The 17814-nt window shown below is 71.9% G+C and carries 18 protein-coding genes; 6 read left to right on the top strand and 12 right to left on the bottom strand.

All coding sequences use genetic code 11. The features are described from left to right. Positions 1-11: 11 nt before the first annotated feature. From NDW01_RS14530 to NDW01_RS14520, 3 genes are all read right to left on the bottom strand, one after another. Complete coding sequence (locus NDW01_RS14530) at positions 12-1145, bottom strand: exonuclease SbcCD subunit D (protein WP_252820776.1); 1134 nt, start codon at positions 1143-1145, stop codon at positions 12-14. A gap of 385 nt (positions 1146-1530) precedes the next feature. Further along, positions 1531-2232, bottom strand: coding sequence for a response regulator (locus tag NDW01_RS14525; protein WP_252820774.1), 702 nt, complete (start codon positions 2230-2232; stop codon positions 1531-1533). A 64-nt stretch (positions 2233-2296) separates the two neighbouring features. After that, positions 2297-3505 carry a sensor histidine kinase gene (locus NDW01_RS14520; RefSeq protein WP_252820772.1) on the bottom strand — a complete coding sequence of 403 codons (1209 nt, stop codon included), beginning with the start codon at positions 3503-3505 and terminating at the stop codon, positions 2297-2299. 168 nt (positions 3506-3673) lie between these two features. Between NDW01_RS14520 and NDW01_RS14515 the strand changes: the two genes are divergently transcribed. From NDW01_RS14515 to NDW01_RS14505, 3 genes are all read left to right on the top strand, one after another. Continuing rightward, positions 3674-4576: an ABC transporter ATP-binding protein gene (locus NDW01_RS14515; protein ID WP_252820770.1), complete on the top strand. Its 903-nt coding sequence runs from the start codon at positions 3674-3676 to the stop codon at positions 4574-4576. Continuing rightward, entirely contained in the window at positions 4573-5343 is a 771-nt protein-coding gene (locus tag NDW01_RS14510) for an ABC transporter permease (RefSeq protein ID WP_252820767.1), read from the top strand. The genes NDW01_RS14515 and NDW01_RS14510 overlap by 4 nt, the downstream gene beginning before the upstream one ends. 89 nt (positions 5344-5432) lie before the next feature. Then, on the top strand, positions 5433-6866 hold the full coding sequence (locus tag NDW01_RS14505) for an aldehyde dehydrogenase (RefSeq protein ID WP_252820765.1): 1434 nt from the start codon (positions 5433-5435) through the stop codon (positions 6864-6866). A gap of 51 nt (positions 6867-6917) precedes the next feature. Here NDW01_RS14505 and NDW01_RS14500 read toward each other — a convergent pair whose 3' ends face one another. Beyond that, the gene (locus NDW01_RS14500; RefSeq protein ID WP_252820763.1) at positions 6918-7997 is read right to left on the bottom strand and encodes a DUF1648 domain-containing protein; all 1080 of its coding nucleotides are present in this window, start codon (positions 7995-7997) and stop codon (positions 6918-6920) included. 21 nt (positions 7998-8018) lie between these two features. Then, on the bottom strand, positions 8019-8426 hold the full coding sequence (locus tag NDW01_RS14495; RefSeq protein ID WP_252820761.1) for a GntR family transcriptional regulator: 408 nt from the start codon (positions 8424-8426) through the stop codon (positions 8019-8021). Positions 8427-8505: 79 nt separating this feature from the next. Between NDW01_RS14495 and NDW01_RS14490 the strand changes: the two genes are divergently transcribed. Continuing rightward, positions 8506-9471 carry a Gfo/Idh/MocA family protein gene (locus tag NDW01_RS14490; protein ID WP_252820759.1) on the top strand — a complete coding sequence of 322 codons (966 nt, stop codon included), beginning with the start codon at positions 8506-8508 and terminating at the stop codon, positions 9469-9471. Between the two features lie 134 nt (positions 9472-9605). Here NDW01_RS14490 and NDW01_RS14485 read toward each other — a convergent pair whose 3' ends face one another. Both NDW01_RS14485 and NDW01_RS14480 read right to left on the bottom strand, forming a co-directional pair. Beyond that, positions 9606-10685: an NAD(P)-binding domain-containing protein gene (locus tag NDW01_RS14485; RefSeq protein WP_252820757.1), complete on the bottom strand. Its 1080-nt coding sequence runs from the start codon at positions 10683-10685 to the stop codon at positions 9606-9608. Positions 10686-11040: 355 nt separating this feature from the next. Further along, positions 11041-11487 carry a hypothetical protein gene (locus NDW01_RS14480; protein ID WP_252820755.1) on the bottom strand — a complete coding sequence of 149 codons (447 nt, stop codon included), beginning with the start codon at positions 11485-11487 and terminating at the stop codon, positions 11041-11043. A 94-nt stretch (positions 11488-11581) separates the two neighbouring features. Here NDW01_RS14480 and NDW01_RS14475 point away from each other — a divergent pair, with 94 nt between their 5' ends. Together NDW01_RS14475 and NDW01_RS14470 are read left to right on the top strand one after the other, a co-directional pair. Further along, entirely contained in the window at positions 11582-12616 is a 1035-nt protein-coding gene (locus NDW01_RS14475; protein WP_252820754.1) for a helix-turn-helix domain-containing protein, read from the top strand. A 16-nt stretch (positions 12617-12632) separates the two neighbouring features. Beyond that, positions 12633-13301 (top strand): YdcF family protein, encoded by a 669-nt coding sequence (locus tag NDW01_RS14470; protein WP_252820751.1) that lies wholly within the window; start codon positions 12633-12635, stop codon positions 13299-13301. A gap of 191 nt (positions 13302-13492) precedes the next feature. On the opposite strand, the gene NDW01_RS14465 is transcribed toward NDW01_RS14470, so the two are convergent. From NDW01_RS14465 to NDW01_RS14445, 5 genes are all read right to left on the bottom strand, one after another. After that, the gene (locus NDW01_RS14465) at positions 13493-13951 is read right to left on the bottom strand and encodes a DUF7878 domain-containing protein (protein ID WP_252820750.1); all 459 of its coding nucleotides are present in this window, start codon (positions 13949-13951) and stop codon (positions 13493-13495) included. 61 nt (positions 13952-14012) lie between these two features. After that, the gene (locus NDW01_RS14460) at positions 14013-14813 is read right to left on the bottom strand and encodes an SDR family NAD(P)-dependent oxidoreductase (RefSeq protein ID WP_252820747.1); all 801 of its coding nucleotides are present in this window, start codon (positions 14811-14813) and stop codon (positions 14013-14015) included. Next, entirely contained in the window at positions 14807-16036 is a 1230-nt protein-coding gene (locus tag NDW01_RS43790) for a cytochrome P450 (protein WP_252820745.1), read from the bottom strand. The genes NDW01_RS14460 and NDW01_RS43790 overlap by 7 nt, the downstream gene beginning before the upstream one ends. After that, positions 16033-16995: a phosphotriesterase family protein gene (locus NDW01_RS14450; protein ID WP_252820743.1), complete on the bottom strand. Its 963-nt coding sequence runs from the start codon at positions 16993-16995 to the stop codon at positions 16033-16035. The genes NDW01_RS43790 and NDW01_RS14450 overlap by 4 nt, the downstream gene beginning before the upstream one ends. A gap of 1 nt (position 16996) precedes the next feature. Continuing rightward, positions 16997-17770: a phytanoyl-CoA dioxygenase family protein gene (locus NDW01_RS14445; RefSeq protein ID WP_252820741.1), complete on the bottom strand. Its 774-nt coding sequence runs from the start codon at positions 17768-17770 to the stop codon at positions 16997-16999. Between the last annotated feature and the right edge of the window lie 44 nt (positions 17771-17814).

The following is a 17814-nucleotide window of genomic DNA, read 5'->3' as shown; positions in this document are numbered from 1 at the left end:
CTCGTGGGGTCTCACCGGGCCGCCTCCTCGCGCCGGTAGTGCTCGAACGCCTCGTGCAGCAGCGCGCGCTCCGCCTCGTCCGGCGCCGTGCCGCGCATCTCGGTGACGAAGTCGCAGGCGATCTCGGTCTCGGAGCGGCCCGTGACCCGCTCCGCCCAGGAACGCTCGCCGGTGTCCACGGCCCGCTCCGGTTCGAAGGCCAGCGCGAGGACGTACGGGAACCGCCGCCGCAGCCGGTCCATCGCGCCCACGGGGTGCCGGGCGTCGGTCAGGGTGATCTGCAGCCAGTGGTCCTCGTACACGGCGTGCTGCTCGGCGGTGAGCAGGTCGTCGATGCGGCCCTTGAGGCGTTTGATCCGGCGGGGCACCGGCGCCTCGACGAACTCGGCGCGCACGGTCTCGCCGAGGTCGACCAGCCAGCTGCCCTTGGTATGGCCCTCCTCGGAGAAGGAGTAGGCCAGCGGGGAGCCGGAGTAGCGGACGGTGTCGGACAGGCTCTGCGAGCGGTGCAGGTGGCCGAGCGCGGCGTAGTCGACGCCGTCGAAGACGCTCACCGGGACGTTGGCCACCCCGCCGATCGCGATGTCACGCTCGCTGTCGCTCGCCTCTCCCCCCGTGACGAACGCATGCGCCAGGACCACCGACCGGCCGCCGCGCCCCGCCGCGTCGGCGCGGATGCGGCGCATCGCCTCGGTCAGCGCGGCCGTGTGCCCGCGCTCGGGCAGCTCCCACCGGCCGCGGACGACCTCGGGCTCGAGGTAGGGGATGCCGTAGATCGCGGTGCCGTCGTCGAGGAGCACCGGACGGCCGACCGTCTCCGGGTCGGTGCGCAGATGGACCCCGGAGGCGTCCATCAGGTCGGCGCCGAAGCCGAGCCGCCGCGCGGAGTCGTGGTTGCCGCTGATCAGCACGACCCGGACCTTCTCGGCCAGGAGCCGCCGCAGCGCGTGGTCGCACAGGTCGACCGCGTCGACCGGCGGGAGCGCCCGGTCGTACAGGTCGCCCGACACCAGCACGCAGTCGACCCGCTCGGCCCGGACCGTCTCGACGAGGTGGTCGACGAACGCCGCCTGCGCGCCCAGCATGTCCTCGCGGTGGAAGAACCGGCCGAGATGCCAGTCGGAGGTGTGCAGCAGGCGGGGCATGCCCGGCAAGCTAACAGGCCCCGCCGACAACACGGACCTCACACGCCGCATGAGGTCCCTTTCGTGAGGAACATCCCCCTGAAGTCCCCGAGACGCGGAAGACCCCCGGCGACGGTTCGCCGGGGGCCTCCGATTCGATGGGGTGGAGCCGAGTCAGGCCGCTTTCCCCAGGTCGGACTTGGCGAGCAGCTGCGCTCGCTCCTCCGGGGTGGCGAGCCTCTCCCACTGTTCCAAGCTCTCAACGAGTCGGTGGGGCCGGACGGTGCGGCGGTGAACGAAACGGTGTACAACTCGACGGAACTTAGGCATGGCGATATCCACTGACAGATGACGGATGGTGGAAGCGGGATACCCCTATCATCGCACGTCACACATGTTTCCCCTGTCACTGGGGTGGCGTGTCGGCGAGGCCCCGTCGCGGCGCCGGAGTGACCAGGCCGGTCTCGTAGGCGACCATCACGAGCTGGGCGCGGTCGCGGGCGGCGAGCTTGGCGAGGAGGTTGCCCACGTGGGTCTTCACGGTCGCCGGGCTGAGGTGCAGATGCGCGGCGATCTCGCCGTTGGCCAGGCCGCGGGCGATCAGTTCGAGCACCTCGCGTTCCCGGCCGGTCAGGCCCGCCAGCTCCCGCGCCGGCCGCCGGGCGGGCAGCGGCCGTCCGGCGAACTCCGCGATCAGCCGCCGGGTCACGGCCGGCGCGAGCAGCGCCTCGCCGGAGGCGATGACGCGGATTCCGGCGAGCAGGTCGGCGGGCGGGGTGTTCTTCAGCAGGAACCCGCTCGCCCCCGCGCGCAGCGCGGCGTGGACGTACTCGTCCAGGTCGAACGTCGTGAGGATCAGTACCCGGACGCCGGGCGGGCCGTCCGGGCCGCAGATGCGCCGGGTCGCCTCGATGCCGTCCATCTCCGGCATGCGGACGTCCATCAGCACGACGTCCGGCCGCTCGCGTACGGCGAGCTCGACGGCCTCCGTCCCGGTGCCCGCCTCGCCGACCGTGAGCAGGTCCGGAGCCGTGTCGACGAGCACGCGGAAGCTGCCGCGCAGCAGCGCCTGGTCGTCGGCGACCACGACGCGTACGGGTGCGGTCACGGGACCTCCTTCGTCGGTCCCATGACCAAGGTGCTGTGCTTCCTGATTCCCTCGCTTCGCTCGGTCATGGATCCTCCGGGGAGCGACGGGGCAGGCGGGCGGACACCTCGAACCCGCCCTCGGGGCGCGGCCCGGCGGTCAGCGTGCCGCCGTGCATGAGGGCGCGTTCGCGCATCCCGATGATGCCGTGCCCCGGCTGCCCGGGCAGCACCCGGTTCCCGGGCCCGTCGTCGGTCACCCGGATCCGTACCTCGTCCGCGTCGCCCGTCACGACGACCTCGCAGCGCGCCGGGGCGGCGTGCCGGACGACGTTCGTCACCGCCTCCTGCACGATCCGGTACACCGAACGGCCCAGCCCGTCGGGCAGCCCGCCGGCGCCGTCGACGGTCAGGTCGACGCGGACGCCGGCCGCCGCCGCTCGGTCGCGGAGCTCCGGGAGCCCGGCGAGGTCCGGTGCCGGCCGCAGGTCGGGGGACGCGTCCTCGGAGCGGAGCATGCCGAGCATGTGCCGCATCTCCACGAGCGCCTCCCGGCTCGTGGTCTCGATGACGCGCAGGGCGTCGCGCGCCTCGCCACCGGGGTCCGTCGCCCCGGCGGGACGCGCTTGCAGCACGTAGCCGGCGACACCGGCCTTGACCCCGATCAGGCTGAGGGTGTGCGACACGACGTCGTGGAGTTCGCGCGCGATCCGCAGCCGCTCCTCGGTCACCGCGCGGTCGGCGAGCTGCCGGGCCGACCGTTCGGCGTACGCGCGGCGTTCCCGCACGGCGCGGCCGATCGTCCACGCCCCGCCCAGCACCGGCGGGCCGATGATCAGCAGGTCCGCGAACCCGGCGCCGTCACGAGGCCCCGCCGCCGTCATGGCCAGCACGCCGAACGCGCTGACCCCCGCGATGATCAACGTGGGCTCCCGCGGATGCCGGGGCTCGGTCAGCGCGACCATGTACAGCGCGTACGCCGCGACGAGCAGGGTGCCCCAGCCGAGCCCGCAGAGCAGCGCCGTCACCGACGCCGTGAACACGACCCCGAAGACGGGAAGCGGCCACAGCCGCCGTACGGAGACCGGCAGGCCGGCGGCCGCGGCGAGCGGGCAGGCCGCCCAGACCGGCAGGTCGGCCGGCCGGGCCAGGGCGATGACGAGCAGGACGAGCGTCGATCCGGCGGCGGCCACGGCGTCGAGGGCGATCAGCCGGCCACGGCCGAGCCGGCGGGGAAAGACCGGCGGTGGATCGGGGTCGCGCGGGAAGACCGGCGGTGGATCGGGGTCGTGCACGGCCCGAACCGTACCGGCCCGTGCCCGCCGCCGCCTCCGCCCTGAGTCCCTCCTCCCCTGGTCGGATCCCGCTCCCCGGCCGCGAGGGTCGTACGCGCCCGGGCGGAGGCCGGGATTCGGCCGCCGCTCCGAAGCGCCGGCGGGCCGCCGTACGGCAGCGTCGAGACCGTGATCGAAGTGACCGAACTGACCAAGCGGTACGGCGGCGCGCCCGCCGTCGACCGGCTGTCCTTCCAGGTCCGGCCGGGACACGTGACCGGCTTCCTCGGCCCCAACGGGGCGGGCAAGTCCACGACGATGCGCGTCCTGCTGGGGCTGGCCGCCCCCACGTCCGGCACCGCCCTCGTGAACGGCCGCCGGTACGCGGACCTGCGCTTCCCGATGCACGAGGTCGGGGCGCTGCTCGACGCGAGCGCCGTGTACGGCGGGCGTACCGCCGTCGACCACCTGCGCTGCCTGGCCCGCGCCAACCGGATCGGGACCTCCCGGGTCGCCGCGGTCCTGGAACAGGTCGGCCTGGCCGGCGTCGGCCGCAAGAGGACCGGCGGGTTCTCCCTCGGCATGCGGCAGCGGCTGGGCATCGCGGCGGCGCTCCTCGGTGACCCCGGCGTGCTGCTGCTCGACGAGCCGGTGAACGGGCTCGACCCCGAGGGCGTCCGCTGGATCCGCGAGCTGACACGCGCGCTGGCCGCCGAAGGGCGCACGGTGCTGATCTCCAGCCACCTGATGAGCGAGATGGAGCTCACCGCCGACCGGCTCGTCATCATCGGACGGGGCCGGCTGATCGCGGAGACGACGGTGCGGGAGCTGGCCGCGCGGTTCCAGCGGGGCGTGCTCGTGCGCACCGGCCGCGTCCCCGAGCTGGCCCGCGCGCTCGAGGCCGCCGGGGCGTCCGTCCTCGTCGAGGCCGACGGCGCGCTCGCCGTCGGGGGCCTGGACGCCGTACGGATCGGTGAGCTGGCCGCCCGGGACGGCATCCCGGTGCACGAGGTCACCCCGCGGTCCGCCTCGCTCGAAGAGGCGTACCTGGCGCTGACCGCCGGCAGCCTGGAGTACGGGGCGGCGCGATGACCGACGCGTTCGCGGCCGAGTGGCTGAAACTCCGTACGGCCCGGTCGACCTGGTACTGCCTCGGCGTCGTCGCGCTGATCGCCGGCCTCATGGCGCTGCCGGCCTGGTATTCGGCGCGTCTCTGGGACGGCCTCCCACCGGCGCGGCGGGCCTCGATGGAGGTGTCCTCGCTGCCCGAACAGGCGTGCTGGGCGGCCTACCTCGTCATGGGCGTCCTCGGCGTGCTGGCGATCACGTCGGAGTACTCCACCGGGATGATCCGCGCCACCCTCACCGCGGTGCCCCGGCGGCGTACGGCCCTGGTCGCCAAGGCGGGGGTCGTCGCCGTGGTCGCGCTGGCGGCCGGGGAGGCGACCGGGTTCACGGTGCTCGCCGCGGCCCGGCTGATCATCGGCGACCGGCCCATCCACGGGCAGGAGACGCACCTCGGCAGGATCCTGATGTCGGGAGTGGTCGTGATGGTGTTCGCGCTGGTCGGGCTGAGCGTGGGAGCGCTGCTGCGCTCGACCGCCGGGGCCATCGTCGTCGTGGCCGGGCTCTGGCACATCGTGCCGGTGCTCGTGCACCTCCTCCCGGCGCCGTGGTCGGACCGGTTCGGCTCGCTGATGCCGGCGGCGCTCGTCGAGGAGATCGCCGGCTCCGGCGGGCAGAACTCGATCTACGGGGCGGGGCTGCCGCCGGCCGCCGCGGTCGCGGTGCTGGTCGCGTACGTCGTCGTCCCTCTCGGCGCGGCCGGGATCGCGCTGGAGCGCCGGGACGTGCCGTGACCCATGCCACCCTGGACAGGGAGGGAGGGGATGGAGAAGATACCAAGCAAGCACTCGGTCAAAGCTCCTCCCGCCTCCGGAGGTACGGCATGCGTGAACACGATCGGCTCTACATCGGCGGCGAGTGGGTCGCGCCCGCCGGCACCGGCACCATCGACGTCGTCTCCCCGCACACCGAAGAGGTGATCGGGCGGGTGCCCGAGGCGGTCCCGGAGGACATGGACCGGGCCGTCGCGGCGGCGCGGGAGGCGTTCGACCACGGCCCCTGGCCGCGCATGGCGCCGGCCGAGCGCGCCGCCGTCGTCGCCCGCCTGACCGAGCTGTACGCCGCGCGCCTCGGCGACCTGTCCGAGCTGATCACCGCGGAGATGGGCTGCCCGATCTCGTTCTCCCAGCTCGGCCAGACCGGGCAGGCCCAGGCCGTCTACGGCTACTTCGCCGAGCTCGGCAGGGGCTTCGCCTGGGAGGAGGAGCGCGCGGGGCTGATGGGCCCGGTCACGGTCCGCCGCGAGCCGGTCGGCGTGGTCGCCGCGATCGTGCCGTGGAACGTCCCGCAGTTCATCATCGCGCTCAAGCTCGCCCCGGCGCTGATCGCCGGCTGCACGATCGTGATCAAGCCGGCGCCCGAGACGCCGCTGGACGGGTACGTCCTCGCCGACCTGCTCACCGAGGCCGGCGTGCCCACGGGCGTCGTGAGCATCGTCGCCGCCGGGCGGGAGACCGGCGAGCACCTCGTCCGCCATCCGGGCGTCGACAAGGTCGCCTTCACCGGGTCCACGGCGGCCGGCCGGAGGATCGGCGCGATCTGCGGCGAGCAGCTGAAACGCTGCACGCTGGAGCTCGGCGGCAAGTCCGCGGCCATCATCCTCGACGACGCCGACCTCGCCACGACGATGGGCTGGCTCAAGATGGCGTCGCTGATGAACAACGGCCAGGCGTGCGTCGCCCAGACCCGTGTCCTCGCCTCCCGTAACCGTTACGACGAGGTCGTCGACGCGCTCGCCGAGACGGTGCGCGGGATGAGGGTCGGCGACCCGGCCGACCCCGCCACCGAGATCGGCCCGCTCGTCGCCAAGCGCCAGCAGGAACGCGTCGAGGGCTACATCCGGATCGGCCAGGAGGAGGGCGCCAAGGTGGCGCTCGGCGGGTCCGGGCGGCCGTACGACCGCGGCTGGTACGTCACGCCGACCGTCTTCGCCGGCGTCACGAACGACATGCGGATCGCCCGCGAAGAGATCTTCGGGCCCGTCCTGTCGGTCATCCCGTACGAGGACGAGGCCGACGCGGTCCGGATCGCCAATGACAGCGAGTACGGACTCGCCGGAACCGTGTGGACGGCCGACGGCGACCGCGGGCTGGAGATCGCCCGACAGGTCCGCGCCGGAACGTACGGCGTGAACATGTACATGATCGAGTCGTCGTCGCCCTTCGGCGGCTACAAGGGCAGCGGCGTCGGCCGCGAGCTCGGCCCCGAGGGACTGGCCGCCTACCTGGAGTACAAGTCCATCGCCCGCATGGCCTGACCCCTGCAAACCCCGGGGCCGGCATTCCCCCCGCCGGCCCCGGCCCGCGGGCTACCGGCCGAGCAGCGGCGCGGCGGCCGCCACGGCGAGGGTGGCGGCGAGCAAGGCCCAGGCGAGCGGCCTCGCCATGTTCACCGTCCAGCCGATCCCGAACCGTTTAGGAACGAACAGCGCCGGGTCGTCGCGGTTGTAGTAGAAGAGTCCCAGCCGGTAGAGCCGGTCGTCGTCCCGGTTGACGGGCGCGCCCCGGCGGCCGTCGCCCGGCGCCCGGCCCGTCCGGTCCGGCAGACGGAGCCGGCTGCCGCCCTGCCCCACGTGCGCGGCGACGGTCAGCAGCGCCACCGTGGCCAGCAGCGTCAGCGCCGGGACCCCCACCGCGATCGTCCGCCCGCCGCCGATCAGGCTCCAGGTCCGCAGCGCCAGGAGAAGGAACGCCAGGTTCAGGCAGCCCGCCATGACGAGCAGCGCGCGAGCGATCGCGGAGACGAACCCGCGGTGGCGTACGCCCGCCTGCGGATCCTCGGCGTCGAGCTGCGCCCGGCTCCGCAGCGCGGCCCTGGCCATGGCCAGCAGGAGCACGGTGAGCAGCGCCTGGACGAGCACCGGCCCGAAGGCGGTCACGACCGACCTGGCCGCGTAATGGTCCGGGTGGCCGGACATCCTGAAGTGCGTGGGCAGTCGGCTCGGCAGCCGCGGATAGTCGACGATCCCGATCACCGCGGTGGCGGCCGTGAGGAGGATCGAGGGGACGGCCCAGGGCCACGGATAGCGCTCCGGGTCGGTGCGCAGCGACGTGTCGGCGACCGTGACCTGCCTCCGGCCGTCGAACCAGCCCTCGGCGGACTTGACCGCCGTGATCCGGTGCCGGGCGAGCAGGTAGAGGACGAGCCCGGCGACGAGTTCGCCGCCGACGGCCGCCGGCCCGGTCACCGGGCCGGAGACCAGGAGCACGGCCGCCGCCGCGAGCACGGTGACCACCGCGGCACCGGCCCGGTAGCGGCGGCGCCACCCGGCGACGACCGGAGCGTCCGCGCGATCACGCGGAACGCGAACCCCGAACGGCACGGTCGGCGGTACGAGCGACGGGATCAGCCAGTGCGCGACCCCGATCAGCAGCACGGGAAAGAGCATGAAGCCGGTCATCCCTGCCTCTCAAGCGGTCGGCCGGATCGGCGATCCGGCGGGGAAACCTTCCAGGACCCGCTGCACGCGCCGGGCGACGTCCGCCGGGGCGAGCCCCTTGGCCACCGCCTCGGCGAGGAGGGTGCGCGCGCGTTCCTCCCACTCGTCCGCCACCTCGTCCGGAGGCGGGCCCGTCGAGGCGTCGCGGATCACCACCGCGCCGGTGCGGCGGGCGAGCCGGATCAGCCCTTCGCGGCGCAGCAGGTCGTACGCCTTGTTGACCGTGTGCATGTTGATGCCCAGGTCGGCCGCGAGCTGACGGGTCGTGGGGAGGGCGTCCCCGGCGGACAGCCGGCCGTCGGCGATGGCCTCCACGATGCGATCGCGCAGCTGCTGATAGAGCGGCACCTCACCGTCGACGTCAAGGACCACGATCATGCCGGGGAACCACCTCGCTTGTTTGTTATAGAAAAACTATAACAAAAGCGGCTGCAGATCATCCCGTACCATCCCGCTCATGACGATTCGGTGGGGAATCCTCGGGACCGGTGGCATCGCGCGCACGTTCACCGAGGACCTGCTCCTGCTCGGCCACAAGGTCGCGGCCGTGGGCTCCCGGGCCCCGGAGACCGCCCAGGCGTTCGCCGACCGCTACGGCATCGCGAGCGCGTACGGCTCCTACGCCGAGCTCGCGGCCGACGACCAGGTCGACGTGGTCTACGTCGCGACGCCGCACAGCGGCCACTACGACGCGGCCCGGATCTGCCTGGAGGCCGGTCGCGGGGTCCTGGTCGAGAAGCCGTTCACGACGAACGCCGCCCACGCGGAGGCGCTGGCCGCCCTCGCACGCGAGCGCGGCCTGTTCGCCATGGAGGCGATGTGGACGCGGTTCAACCCGATCGTCGTCCGGATGCGCGAGCTGATCGCCGACGGCGCGATCGGCGACGTCAAGGCCGTGTACGCCGACTTCTCCTTCGCCGCCGACTACGACCCGGAGCACCGCCTCTGGGCACCCGAACTCGCCGGCGGCGCACTGCTCGATCTCGGCGTCTACCCGCTGTCCTTCGCGTGGATGCTGCTCGGCGAGCCCGACAACGTTCAGGCGTTCGCGAGCACCGCGCCCACCGGCGTGGACGCCAACACCGGCATCCTGCTGGGTTACGCCTCGGGCGCGGTGGCGCTCCTGCACTGCGGCCTGCTCGGCGACTCACCGCAGACCGCGACCATCGTCGGCACCACCGGCCGCGTCGAGGTCGCGTCACCGGCCTGGCGGCCGTCGGCCATGACCCTGTACCGCAAGGGCGCCGAGCCGGAGACGTTCACCGCCGACCTGCCCGGCCACGGCTACACCTACCAGGCCGAGGAGGTCGCCCGCTGCCTCGCCGACGGCCGCACCGAGTCAGCCGGCATGCCCCTCGACGAGACCATCGCCATCGCCCGCACCCTCGACCACATCGCCGCCCGCTTCACCCCGGCTGCCTGAGGTCCCGGCAAGACGGCGCTCAGCACGCCGATCGAAGCGGACACGCGCCGCTTCGTACGCCGCACCGGCACCCGGTCGGCCCAGGATCTCGGCCCGCTTGTCGGCCCACGCCTTCCGGGCGCTCATGTCACTCCTCATCTTCGAGGGTGCTGGACAAGACGGGTCGCGAGCTTGGCCAGCTTCGGAGTCGGGGCGTCGGCGCAGGGTCGCCAGGCGTAGCCGTCGACCTCTTCGGCCTGGAGCACGACCTTCGGCTCCTGCACCCGGAGCAGCCAGCGGAAGTCGGCATGCCAGTGTTCGGGTTCGCCTTTGGCCGGGTTGGCGGGGATGGTGTGCAGGTCGATGTCCACCGGGGTGATGTCGTGGCCGGGCTGGGCTACCGCGTCCTGCCAGGCGATGTACGCGCCGTTGGAGATCTTGGCGAAGTCGTCCTCGCGCAAGGCCAGGTTGCCGGTGGCGCACACGATCACTCCTGCTCCGGCGATGGCCTGAGCCAGGGTGGAGGTGGTGCGGAACCCTTGGGAGAGGGCTTGTGTGCGCCGGATGGGGTCGCAGTCGTAGACGGTAACGCCGACGTGCTTGGCGTGCAGCATCGCGGCCACCGACCGGCCCAGCTTTCCGTACCCGATGACGGCCGCTGGGCGGCCCTGGAGGATGTCGCCCCGCGCTCGGATCAGCGCCTCGGCGGAGAAGGTGACCGACTGTCCCACGAGGTAGTCCTCAGGGTCCTTGAGCGGTGAGCGGGCGACGCTGAACACCGGACACGGCAGCTTGCCCAGCGCCTCATACCGCTGGTGTCCGTTCTCGGTGTCCTCCACCACTCCCACGACCTGGCCGGAGAAGTCGGCACACACGTGCTCCAGGCCGGGTGCGAAGTATCCGCCGACGTCCAGCAGCACGATCCGCCGGCCCGCTGCCCGCACCTCCAGATACTCCAGCGCCCGGGCCGGGTCGGCGAACGCCGCACGCTCCAGACCATCCACCGGCAAAAGGGCCGTGATCTGCTCCAGCGCCCGTGAGTCGATCGACTTCGGCTTGGGCAGGACGGCGGCGATCTCAGCGAGCCGCCCGACCGCCCGCAAGAAGGCGGGCCGCTCACCCAGCAGATGCGTGATCACCAGAGCGGAGACCCTCTCAGATGCCTCGTACCGACTGGTGATCCTGCGGAAGAACGCGTCCACCCGCGACAGCTCGAAGTCCTCCAGCGCGGTCATGGGTTCCCCCGCCGCTTGGCCGATGTGCCCATGACACTTTCCTTCTCGTCGAACGCCGAGACGAGGTGACCCGAGCACCTCGGTGTGAGAATCGGTCGCCGCGCTGGCGGGTACGGCCAGGTCGCCGCCGTCAGGACCGCCCGGGTCAGCTCATCGGCATCCATGGCCTCGACCAGACGCCACCCCGACGGGACCCGCACCATCGCCCACCACGAGCGCGTACGCGGGCCGTACCAGAAGACCAGGCCGGGGAACCGCCACCGAAGCACAACGACCGGATCGGCCTCCGATGCCTCTGCCGGGCCACCGGACAGGTAAGCCACGGCGGGAGCCGGATGCCAGGCTTGATCGGCTCTCATGACCGACGGCCCGGTCCGGCGTCGCGGTCCTTGAGGTAGTCGGCCAGGCACGCCGCCGCGCCGGCCGGGTCGTCCGCCGGATGCCGCGCCAGGTCATCCCGCCGCCACACGAACGACCCGGCATCGACCTCGACCCACACCTTCCGATCGGTGAGACCGCCACGGACCGACACCGCCGGCCGCGCGTCGCTGACCCCCACGTGCACACCGAGCTTCGCCAGCTCCCGGCACAACTCGACCAACCGGCACAGATCCCGGCTGTGACCGCTTCCGTTCATCATCGGTTGTCCCCTGTTCCCCGGCCTGCGGCTCATTCGCGCCATCGCGGCCGGTACCCGTCCCCGTTTCGTGCTGGCAACGAGCATCGACGCCGCAAAGCGCGGCCGAAACGGCCAGGTGTTGTACTCGCGTTGCACTTTCGATGCATCAAGCGAGGGCGTCATGCTTCGATCGGAGTTGAGAGGAGGTGGTATACGCGTGCCCACGGTGCGTCACTGGACTGGCCGGGAGGCCCGAGCACTGCGCAGGGCCGTCCGGATGAGCATTCGAGCCTTCGCCGAGGAGCTGGGGGTCGGCGTTCGTACGGTTGCCAAGTGGGAGAAACTGCAGGCCGCGATCGTGCCGCGGCCCGACAGCCAGGCGATCTTGGACACTGCGCTGAGCCGCGCGGACGCCGCTGCTCAGCAACGCTTCCAACTGTTGCTGGCCGAAACCGGTACCGTGGTCGGTACACCGGCCGGTTGGGCAAGCGCGCGTCTGCGGGATCACGAAGCCTGGGCCGATGACATCGAACGGGCCGTCGTCTACCTGAGCCGGCAGAACTTCCCGGCCGCATCCGCGCTGATCAACCGATGGTTACTCCAGATCCCCGCCGACCGGCTCGACGCCCGAGGGCTATATCTCCATGCCCGTTCGCTCGTGTTGGCGGGTGACGTGCAGCGGGATCAGGGCATGCTGGTCGGCCCCGGGTCGGCGCGACGCTCCTACCGGAGGGCACTGAGCATGTTCGTCGATCTGGACATCCCATGCCGGATCGCTCAGGTCTCACTAGCGTTGACGGTGATCGACGAGATGGCCGGTGATCTACAGAGTGCCGCACACAATTATCGACTGTTCTCCGACGACGAGCGGCTCAGCGGACGCGACCGCTCCCGCTCCCTGCTGTGGGTGGGGACGGCACTGAGCAAGGCCGGTGAGCACGAATACGCCGCTCAGGTGATGGCCGAGGCGACGAACGCCTTCGAAGACCTCAATGAGGCCGAGGACTGGTCGGTGGCCCACCAAAAGCTCGCACTGGCCTACCGCGGCGTCGGTGACCTCGATCATGCGCTGCGCTTGATCGAGACTGCCCGCGCCGGTGGAGCTCAGGACACGCCCATGCAGCGCGTACGGCTCAACACCGCATACGCGCACATCTTGGTGTCCGATCGCGCCACGCGCGACGAGGGCATTGCCGGACTGGAGGAAGCGAGCCAGCTCGCCCGTGCCTGCGGGCTGAACCATCAACTGCGCAGCATCGATGCTATCCGCCATGAAGCGGAGCACTCCGGCGGGATCAACGTAAGACGATGACTGAAAGGGAGACTTCGTGACCGACGCGCGAATCGCCGTGACCGATGCCCAGCGCGCCGACGCCGAACTCATCTGGGACTACCACCAGATGCAGCACCGGCTCCGGCCATGTTCGGCGGCGATCGGCCTCGGTAGCCACGACCTGGGCGTGGCGACCTTCGCGGCCGAACTGTACCGCGCCGGTCTGTTCCCGGTGCTGGTGTTCAGCGGCGCCAACAGTCCGACCACCGCCGAGCGTTTCCCACGCGGCGAAGCCGTCCACTACGCCGAACAGGCCATGGCCCTGGACGTACCTCGCTCCTCGATCATCATCGAACCGTGCGCGAAGAACACCGGCGACAACATCACCATGTCCCGCCAAGCACTTGAGCAGGCGGGCATCGAGACCTCCTCGGTGCTGTTGATCAGCAAGCCGTACATGGAACGACGAGCGTACGTCACCTGCCGCAAGTTCTGGCCTGAGGTCGAGCCCGTCTGCGCGTCCGAGCCGTTGAGCTTCGACGACTACGTCAAGTCCATCGGCGACGAGCGCCTGGTCATCGACATGCTCGTCGGCGACCTCCAGCGCGTCATCGAATATCCGAGGCTCGGCTTCGCCATCGCCCAGCACATCCCCGACCAGGTGACCGCCGCCTACCACCGGCTCACCGACGCCGGGTTCGACAGCAGGCTCCTGAAACGCTGACCGCCGCTCCCATTGAACGGCGGGGGAATCAGCAGTGGGAATCTTGCCGTCGGTGTTGACCGGACAGAGGGCTCGAATGGGACGGCCCTGGTCCACCCCGGCGGCAAGGTGACCGCCACGGCGGTGAAGCGGGCGTCTCGGCCCCGCCGGCACCCGTGCGGTCCGGTCGCCAGCTCACCGATGTGGGCCGCTCAGGGAGCCGCGATGAAGCCGGGCTCGATGCCGATCGCGAGCACGCTCATGCACACCTCGCCCACGAACGCCCTGACCATCGCCGCCAGAGCCTCCCAGGGCAGCGGCGATGTCCACAGCTTCGGCGGCTCGAACACGGACCCGACTCGCCATCCCCCATCGGAGCGCACAACGCATACCGCTCCCGTCTCCGCATAGGACATCGAGTCGAACTCGAAGTCCGAACCATCCGCGGTCTGAAGCCACTGCATGAGTTGCCGGGCCAGCTCGGCGACGGGAAACCGTTCTTCGGACCACACGATTCGGTCACCGTCTATGAGAACCAGATCGGCCTCGATGTCCACGAGCAGGACCGCCGGCGGCGCCGACTCAACGGTCAGTCCGCGGCGGCGAAGGTCCGGAGCGCAGAGATCCTGACACGAAAAGCTCACCAGCGGCTCACCGTGCACGAAGCCCACTTTCCTACAGCACGGGCGCCGGAAGAAGACGAGTTCATGAGACCGATACAAGCCATGGCCGCTAGATGTGCGACCGGGCTTGGCGGATGGCGTGTTCGGGGCGGTGGGCGGTGGTGCCGCTGTCGATGACGATGGTCTGGCCGGTGATGCAGCGGGCCTCATCGGAGGCGAGGAAGGCGACCAGCGCGGCGACGTCCGCGGGTTCGGCCGCGTACGGCAGGACGCGTTCGGCGGCCTTCTCCGCCAGCCGTTCGGGCGTCATCACGGCGCGGGCGACGTCGGTCAGGACGAGGCCGGGGGCGACGGCGTTGCAGCGGATGCCCCGGCCGCCGTACATGGTCGCCACGTACCGCGTGAGCGAGGTCAGCGCGGCCTTGGCGGAGCCGTACGCCGCGTGGTCCGTGTCGCCGAGCAGGCCCGACACCGAGGACGTGTTGACGATCGCGCCGCCGGGCCGCATCACCGGCACGGCGTGCTTGCAGCCGAGCATCGCCCCGCGCAGGCTCACGGCGAGCGTCCGGTCCCACACCTCGACGTCCATGGCGGTGAGGTCCAGGTCCCGGCCATAGACGTCCTGGCCGAGCGCGGCGGCGTTGTTGTGCAGCACGTCGAGGCGGCCGAACTCCCGTACCGTGTCGGCGACCATTCGCCATACGGCCTCCTCGTCGCCGACGTCCGCCGCCAGCGCGAGGGCCGTGGCGCCCGTCTTCCGCAGGATCTCGGCCGTCTCACGTGCGGTGTCGTACCGGATGTCGGCGACCGCGACCCGCGCGCCCTCGGCCGCGAGCCGCACCGCGACGGCGCGGCCGATGCCCGATCCGCCGCCGGTGACGAGAGCGACGCGGCCCGTGAACCTCACCACTCGACCAGGAGGCTCGGGAGGCCGCGGCCGACGAGGCTCTTGCGGTAGGCGATGTCCTGGTCCGGGACGAGGCGCAGGCCGGGCAGGCGGGCGGTGATGCGCTCCAGGGCGATGCGGAGTTCGAGGCGGGCGAGCGCCGCGCCGACGCAGTGGTGGACGCCGTAGCCGAAGACCATGTGGTCGCGGGCGTTCGCGCGGTGGATGTCGAACCGCTCGGGGTCGGGGAACACGGTCTCGTCGTGGCCGGCGGAGTCGGCGTGCAGGAAGACCTCCGCGCCCGCCGGGATCGTGACGCCGTGCAGGGTGACGTCCTCGGTGGTGCGGCGGAAGCTGCCGAGGCTGGCGCCGTCGATGCGCAGCGTCTCCTCGATCAGGCCGGGGATGAGCGCGGGGTCGGCGACGACGGCCTCCCAGGAGGCGCGGTCCCGCTGCATGCGGTGGACGGCGTTGCCGAGACCGTTCGGGACCGTGTCGTTGCCGCCGAGCAGCAGCGCGCTGATGGTCTCGACGACCTCCCGGTGCGACAGGCCGTCCGGGCCGGTGTCGATGAGCTCCGCCATGAGCCCGGCGAAGTCGTCGCGGGGCTCGGCGCGGCGTTCGGTGACGAGGCGATCGACGTAGTCGAGGTACTTCAGGAAGTCCTGCGCCAGGTCGCGCTGGCGTGCGGGCGGCTGCGGGGACAGGAAGAGCTGGAACCAGGAGTAGACCCACCGCTTGACCTGGTCCTCGTCCTCGGGCGGCACGCCGATGAACGCCGCGGTCAGCCGGGCCGACGGCGGATGCGCCAGGTCCGCGACGAAGTCGGCCTGTCCCCGGGGCACGACCGCGTCCAGGACCGCGTCGACCTGCGCCGCGAACGCCTCTCCGAGCCGGGCGACGGCGCGCGGCGTGAACGCGCGGGAGATGGCCCGGCGGATGCGGGTGTGCTGCGGCGGGTCGACGTTGGCGGCGAAGTCGTCCAGGAACGACCGGTGCTCGCCGAGCGACTCCTTGACCTCGTCGGTGAGCGTACGGGAGATGGTGAGCGAGCCGACCGAGGAGAAGCGGCGGTGGTCGCGGTACGCGTCCCGTACGTCGGTGTAGCGGGTGAGCACCCACATGCGCAGGTGGTCGCTCCAGAACACCGGCCGATCGCGGCGCAGGCGGGCCAGGAAGGGGTACGGGTCGGCGACGTGCCAGTCGGCGGTGACGTCGAAGTCCGTCGCCGTCTCGGGTCCGCTCACGAGCCGCCTCCCAGGATGCGCCGGGGGTTGTCGACCAGCATCTGGTGGATCTGCTCCTCGGTGACGCCGCGCTCGCGCAGGGCGGGCAGGACGTCGCGGGAGATGTGCAGCAGGTGGTAGTTCGGGTGCCGCCGCCGTACGACGTCGGGATCGAAGCGGTCGTTGAAGCAGTACGAGTCGTGCGAGAGCACCATCCGGCCGGCGTGGCCGCGCTCGCACAGCGCGGCGACGGTCGCGACGCGGTCCTCGAAGGAGGTGAACTCGATGCCGAACCGGTCCATGCCGAGGTACGAGCCACCTTCGATGAGCTGCTCCAGGTAGGCCAGGTCGGTGGAGTCGCCGGCGTGGCCGATGACGACGCGGCCCAGGTCGACGCCCTCGGCGGCGAGGAGCTTCTGCTGGTCCAGCCCGTTGCGGGTGGCCGACTCGCTGTGAGTGGTGATCGGCACGCCCGTGGCGCGGTGGGCCTCGGCGACCGCGCGCATCACCCGCTCCACTCCGGGGGTGATGCCCTGCCGTCCGGTCGCGCACTTGAGCATGCCCGCCCGCACGCCCGTACGGCCGATGCCGTCGGTGATGTCGCGGACGAAGAACTCGGCCAGCCGGTCCGGGCCGCCGAACAGCGTGCCGGGCCCGCGGTTGCCGAAGTACGGCGGCAGCGCGTCGTAGGTGTACAGGCCGGTCGCGACGACGATGTTCAGCTCCGTCCGCTCGGCCACGCGCTGGACGGCGGGGACGTACCGGCCGAGGCCGACGACGGTCAGGTCGACGATCGTGTCGATCCCGGCGGCCTTGAGCTCGTTCAGCTTGCCGGCGGCCTCGCGGGCGCGTTCCTCCAGGTCCCAGCCTTCGGGGAGGTCCGGCCAGTTCCACAGGATCTCGGGGCTGAGCCCGAAGATGTGCTCGTGCATCAGCGTCGCCCCGGGGTCGGTCACGGGGCCGCGGACGGTCTGCACCATGTCACTCCACCGGGACGAGGGGGAACTTGGGGTGGTCGAAGGGCCGGTTGACCTCCAGGTCCAGCCCGTCGGTCTGGCCGTACGGCGCGCCGGTGTAGAGCGCGGCGGCGTCGAAGTAGGTCGCGGTGAAGGACAGGCGCGGTGTGTCGCGGCGGTTCTGCGGCGCGCCGTGGACGGTGAGCGCGCTGTGCACGGTGGCGTCGCCGGCCGCCAGATCGAGCGGAGGGGACAACTCCAGGTCGCGCAGCCACGGGTGGCGGGTGAGCGCGTCGTCACCCTCCCGGACGAACGTGCGGCCGAGGGTGCCGTACCGGTGCGAGCCGGTGAAGAACCGCAGGGAGCCCATGTCGGCGGGCACGTCGGCCAGCGCCAGCCACACGGTGAGCATCGCCGAGGTGTCCATCGGCATCCAGGGGAAGTCCTGGTGGAAGACGGTCCGCCCGTGCTCCCCCGGCTCCTTCACGAGCAGGTTGGTGACCTGCAGGCGGACCCGCTGGACGCCGGTCAGCAGCCGTACGGCGCCGCGGGCGAGGGCCGGCGAGGCGGCCAGCGCCCAGAACTCCGCGTCGTGCTCGGCGATGTCGCGGTCCTGGCCGAACGCCCGGTCGACCAGGCCGCTCCCCGCCGTCCGGCGGCGCGCGGCCAGCCGGTCGAGGGCCCGCCGCCGGAGCCGTCCGGCGAGGTCCGGGGCGACCAGGCCGGGCAGCCGCACCCAGCCGTTGTCGCGGAAGAAACGGGCCTCGTCCTCGGTCACGTCCCGTACGGGTGCAGCCATCGCCACCGCCTCGAGTCGCCGTCACGGACTTCGGCCGCCGGACG

The organism is Actinoallomurus soli, assembly GCF_024055715.1.
GTDB lineage: Bacteria > Actinomycetota > Actinomycetes > Streptosporangiales > Streptosporangiaceae > Actinoallomurus > Actinoallomurus soli.
This window is presented reverse-complemented; position numbering and strand designations above follow the sequence as displayed.

Excerpts from the sequence above, each read along its gene's own strand:
- NDW01_RS14505 (WP_252820765.1), top strand. The coding sequence starts at position 5,433 with ATGCGTGAACACGATCGGCTCTACATCGGCGGCGAGTGGGTCGCGCCC.
- NDW01_RS14480 (WP_252820755.1), bottom strand. The coding sequence starts at position 11,487 with ATGACGCCCTCGCTTGATGCATCGAAAGTGCAACGCGAGTACAACACC.
- NDW01_RS14490 (WP_252820759.1), top strand. The coding sequence starts at position 8,506 with ATGACGATTCGGTGGGGAATCCTCGGGACCGGTGGCATCGCGCGCACG.
- NDW01_RS14500 (WP_252820763.1), bottom strand. The coding sequence starts at position 7,997 with ATGCTCTTTCCCGTGCTGCTGATCGGGGTCGCGCACTGGCTGATCCCG.
- NDW01_RS14450 (WP_252820743.1), bottom strand. The coding sequence starts at position 16,995 with ATGGTGCAGACCGTCCGCGGCCCCGTGACCGACCCCGGGGCGACGCTG.
- NDW01_RS14495 (WP_252820761.1), bottom strand. The coding sequence starts at position 8,426 with ATGATCGTGGTCCTTGACGTCGACGGTGAGGTGCCGCTCTATCAGCAG.
- NDW01_RS14475 (WP_252820754.1), top strand. The coding sequence starts at position 11,582 with ATGAGCATTCGAGCCTTCGCCGAGGAGCTGGGGGTCGGCGTTCGTACG.
- NDW01_RS14445 (WP_252820741.1), bottom strand. The coding sequence starts at position 17,770 with ATGGCTGCACCCGTACGGGACGTGACCGAGGACGAGGCCCGTTTCTTC.
- NDW01_RS14510 (WP_252820767.1), top strand. The coding sequence starts at position 4,573 with ATGACCGACGCGTTCGCGGCCGAGTGGCTGAAACTCCGTACGGCCCGG.
- NDW01_RS14485 (WP_252820757.1), bottom strand. The coding sequence starts at position 10,685 with ATGACCGCGCTGGAGGACTTCGAGCTGTCGCGGGTGGACGCGTTCTTC.
- NDW01_RS14530 (WP_252820776.1), bottom strand. The coding sequence starts at position 1,145 with ATGCCCCGCCTGCTGCACACCTCCGACTGGCATCTCGGCCGGTTCTTC.